The organism is Mesotoga sp. (genome assembly GCF_035363035.1).
GTDB lineage: Bacteria > Thermotogota > Thermotogae > Petrotogales > Kosmotogaceae > Mesotoga.
This window is the reverse complement of sequence record NZ_DAOSEH010000133.1, coordinates 1-3,947: the sequence shown is the minus strand read 5'-3', so window position 1 is coordinate 3,947 and position 3,947 is coordinate 1. Positions and strand designations below refer to the sequence as shown.

General features: G+C 43.5%; 2 protein-coding genes. Both read right to left on the bottom strand.

Annotated features, from left to right (window positions below; all coding sequences use genetic code 11):
- Positions 1 to 190 precede the first annotated feature (190 nt).
- Positions 191 to 1,240, bottom strand: coding sequence for a CRISPR-associated protein (locus PKX57_RS11525; protein WP_472417456.1), 1,050 nt, complete (start codon positions 1,238 to 1,240; stop codon positions 191 to 193).
- On the bottom strand, positions 1,228 to 3,834 hold the full coding sequence (locus PKX57_RS11520) for a hypothetical protein (protein ID WP_472417454.1): 2,607 nt from the start codon (positions 3,832 to 3,834) through the stop codon (positions 1,228 to 1,230). The genes PKX57_RS11525 and PKX57_RS11520 overlap by 13 nt, the downstream gene beginning before the upstream one ends.
- Positions 3,835 to 3,947: the final 113 nt, after the last annotated feature.

Genomic DNA, 3,947 nt, shown 5'->3' with positions numbered 1-3,947 from the left:
TTCTGGCTAGGAACATGCCAGAATGACGGGAAGGGAGTAAGACTGTCATCCCGTAATACCCCACTAATGTCATCCCGTAATGATCCTATACGGGATCTCGCTCTTCTGTCTCGCCCTCTATCTAAAGTTAACAGAGATTAGAGTTGACAGGTTATGCCGTTCGCCTGTGAATTAGGATTTTTCCTTAACTTCAGAGATTTATTCTGGTTTTTGTGTAGCTAAGGCTACTTTCACGTTGTTTTGTTTTGATATACCTCTCGTATTCGTCATGGTTAGGAAGTATGGCAGCTATTTTGAAGGGTCCATCTCCCTCTCTTATGTAGAATATCCTGACCCCTTTCGCTGGAAATTTATAGCACTGAGCGTCTCCAGAGTATTCGTGAAGATAGTGTTCGGCTTCGGCCTCTCCTCTGAGCATCTTTCTGACATAGTCGAGATAGATAGGATCTCTGTTTATTACTTTCTGAGCCGAATCGCTGAAGTAAATTTCGGGGTTCGAGACAGTGTACCTCCCCCAGAGGATTTTCCCAAAGTTCGAGAGATAGACAAGTCCATCTTCTTCAAGCAACACTTGCGGAACTATTTTGGTGAAAAGTTCATATCCAAACTCCTCTCGCGCTTCTCTGACCGGAACGCAATCGTTCTCGACTTTTTCAAAGAAAGTCGAATGTTGCTCCATTATCCCGAAGTCAAAGTTTATCGGGAAGGGTGGAAGATCAAGCAAGAATGGCGAGTTCTCGTAGAGATAGAACACTCTCGAATCAAAAACCGATGCGATTATCGTTGTGTATGGAATCAACGATCTGTATCCGGAAGTGGCATTGAAATAGTTGTCGTACGACCATTGTTCTCCTCTATCAAAGAAGCTGATGATAAGATCAACATACTCTGCGATTCCCTTTTTGAAAGATGTGCTAAAATCGTCGGTCAAACCTTCAACGACTCTGGTCACGACGCTGATCCCCCTGGATCTGTAATATTCTGTGAGAGCTTCCATGCATGCTTTAGACACTTCGGTATTCGTCGCGATGAATATGAGGAGATCGTCTCTACTTATTCCGAAGGTCTCCAGCCCGTTGATTTCCGGGGATATTTTCTTCTGCTGATCTATACTCATCTTTCTGATGTGATTAAGAATGTTGTTTCCCGTGAGTTCTCCAGCCGTGTTCTTAAGCTCACCTACCATTCTCTGCCAGATAGTAGCTCCGACGTTTGTAATTATTCTCCTTATCTTTCCCATGAGTCTTCTCCGGGCAGCTCGACAACTTCGCCGACAACATATGGTTCGGCTTTCTGGAGCGCAAAATCTCTTCTATCTACTGCGAAAACCTTTGTTACATCGAGTTTTTTCGATTCCAGTACCTCCGAAAATTCACCCGTGACATACTGAAGGAAGGATGTGCCACCGGCAAGGTTTACGGTTATTCTTGAGCCGATGTCGATTGTGAAGTCCGAGATCATTTCCTTAATAACATCAGAGATCTTGTCAAAGCCGGTATAAGGATCATCGAAAAGATAAGCTTTGATTTTATTCTGGTCGAAGCCGGCTTTTTCGCATATTTCCGGGAGATTCTCCTCACCCTTTTTCGAGGTGATGACTATTACTCTGTCGGGATTCAGCCTTTTGATAAGTGTGTAAAGCACTCCCGGAGATGTTCCGAGAGGGGTAATAAGTATCTTTTCACTCAAGGGTGTTACCTCCATTTTTATGGTTTTTATTGCGAATTTATTCAGGCCAGAGTGTTTGAACTCCTTCACAATGTCCTTTTTGACTTTGTCGATGATCTCCAGAATCGAGTTCATATCATCTTTGTTGTCTTTCTGGATATTGATACTCAGGCGAAGAGTACGATCGGTGTTTCCAAACAGGCTCTCTTCCATGAAAAATCTCGGGTAAACGTAATTCACCATGTTGTGTTTCTCGAAATGCGTGAACTGAAGAGCCTTAAAAGAGAGCTTAGAGAGAAGCTTCAGCCAGTTTGGCATTATAATCGCACCCTTGCATTCGTCGATTCTCTTCTGGATCATTGGGTAAACACTAGCCTTCTCGAGAGCTTCTGCCTTGTTCTTTATTGCTTCAGCTAGCTCTCTTTTCTTCGCATTGTTTTCGGAGTCTTCGAATGATGCTTTTAGCTCGCCTACTTTCTTTACAAGATCGGATACTTCTTTCTTAATAGATGTTGAGAGTTCGATATTACTTTCTAGCTCCATGCCTAGAGCTTCGATTTCGGTAATTGTTCTCAAAACACGCGTCTTGAAGTAATTCGGCTCGACGGTTCTGTCTGACTGAACATCAGTTCCGTCAATAAACTTTAGCCATCTAGAAGCCATTATCGTTAGTCTCTGCCAGTCTTCCTCTTCGAAGCGAGCTGAGACAACCTCTTCTAGAGGTTCCGGTTCTAGCGAAAGGATCTTCACTATCTCCTTCAACTTGCTAGGGTTGCCATTAATGGGCATATATTCTCTGTGGTATCTGGTTACCAGCTTCACGGCAGTCTTGATCTTCTCCCAGGTTTTTTCTTCACATGTGTCTGGCCTTTCACCGAAGAGCTTGAATCTATCATCATCTTCCAGCATCTGGTATGAGAGCTCGTGGTGGAGATCTCTTACTACGCACGGAAGACTGTCAAGTGGCAATATGCGGCCGTCTCCCAGTTTATAACTAAGCTTCGTGTGCCCGAGGTCATGAACGTTCATCGCTATGGCAAGCACAAAATAGAACTCATTTTTCAAGCTCTTTGGGACACCATTGAGGAAGTTCTCTTCACCGATAGTGTTTATAAGATTGACAGTAAACTCCATAAGTCTCTTGCTATGGCGCTGAGAGTGCTCAACGGTCTCGGGTATCTGATCGCCAATCCACTGGAGAGACCAGACTTCTCGAATCATTTTCCTGAGGTATTCTTTGTAAGCTTTCGTAAGTTTTTTGCGTTCTTCCGTACACTTGTTGTCATCTAGCAAGCGCAAGAAGTCTTCGCCATATCCGAAGGGAAGGCCTCTAGCTTTTCTATACTTGCTTTCAATTACGTGTAGTGGAAGAGAACTCGTGAGATTGCTTTCATTACTGCTTGCGGTGTATAGATTTCTGAACGTCTCCGGTAGCGAGCAATACTCTGAGTATTTCAGATGATTTCTTTCTGAACTGTCAACGGCGTTCCCAACAAGAATAGAATTGAATGCAGCAAGAGCCTCGTCAATCGCTCCGAAATCCCAGCTAGCAGGTACTGGGGGAAACTTAGCAAGACTGACCTCTCCTTCAAATATGTAGAAGAAGGGTAGATTGTTGAAAATGCAATATAGTGAAGCCATAATTCCGGGATATTTCTGCCCGCCTGTCACATCAATGAGAATTTCCTTTTCAGGGTAATCTTCTCGGATTTTGTCGAGGATTGTCCAGATCTCAGTGAACGCTTTCGAAAGGCTTTCTATGTTATCGCCTGTGTAATACATTGGTCTCTTGTGTACAATAATTCCGTACTCGCTGAAAGCATTTTCGGTAAGCGCCTTAAGAAACCCATAGATTGCCGGTTCGTTGTCTCTCGAAAAACCTTCTGGCCTATCCGGAAAAACAATGTACTCCACATCTGATACTATATATCCTGTGTTAAGTATTTGCTGGAGACTATCGGTCTCTCCGGCCAAGAAACGAATGTCGTTGTATGAACACGGACTCTTCAGTACTTTATTCAGATCACAACTGAGTTCTTCATCGTCGTTGTATTTCTTCTTATATTTGCGTACTGGGTACTCTTTTTCTTTCTGGAATCCTTCGCGCTCAAATTCTGTTCTTAAATCGGGTATTTTCCCGAAGAACGAAAGACCCTGCAATGCCACAACGACTTGCTCCGGCTTTAGCCTGTTCTCGAGAAACTGAATGATTTTGAATACGCCGTTCTCTTCGTGATTTTTGGCAAGTTTCTTGTTCTCGAACTTTTTCGATTCTTCTT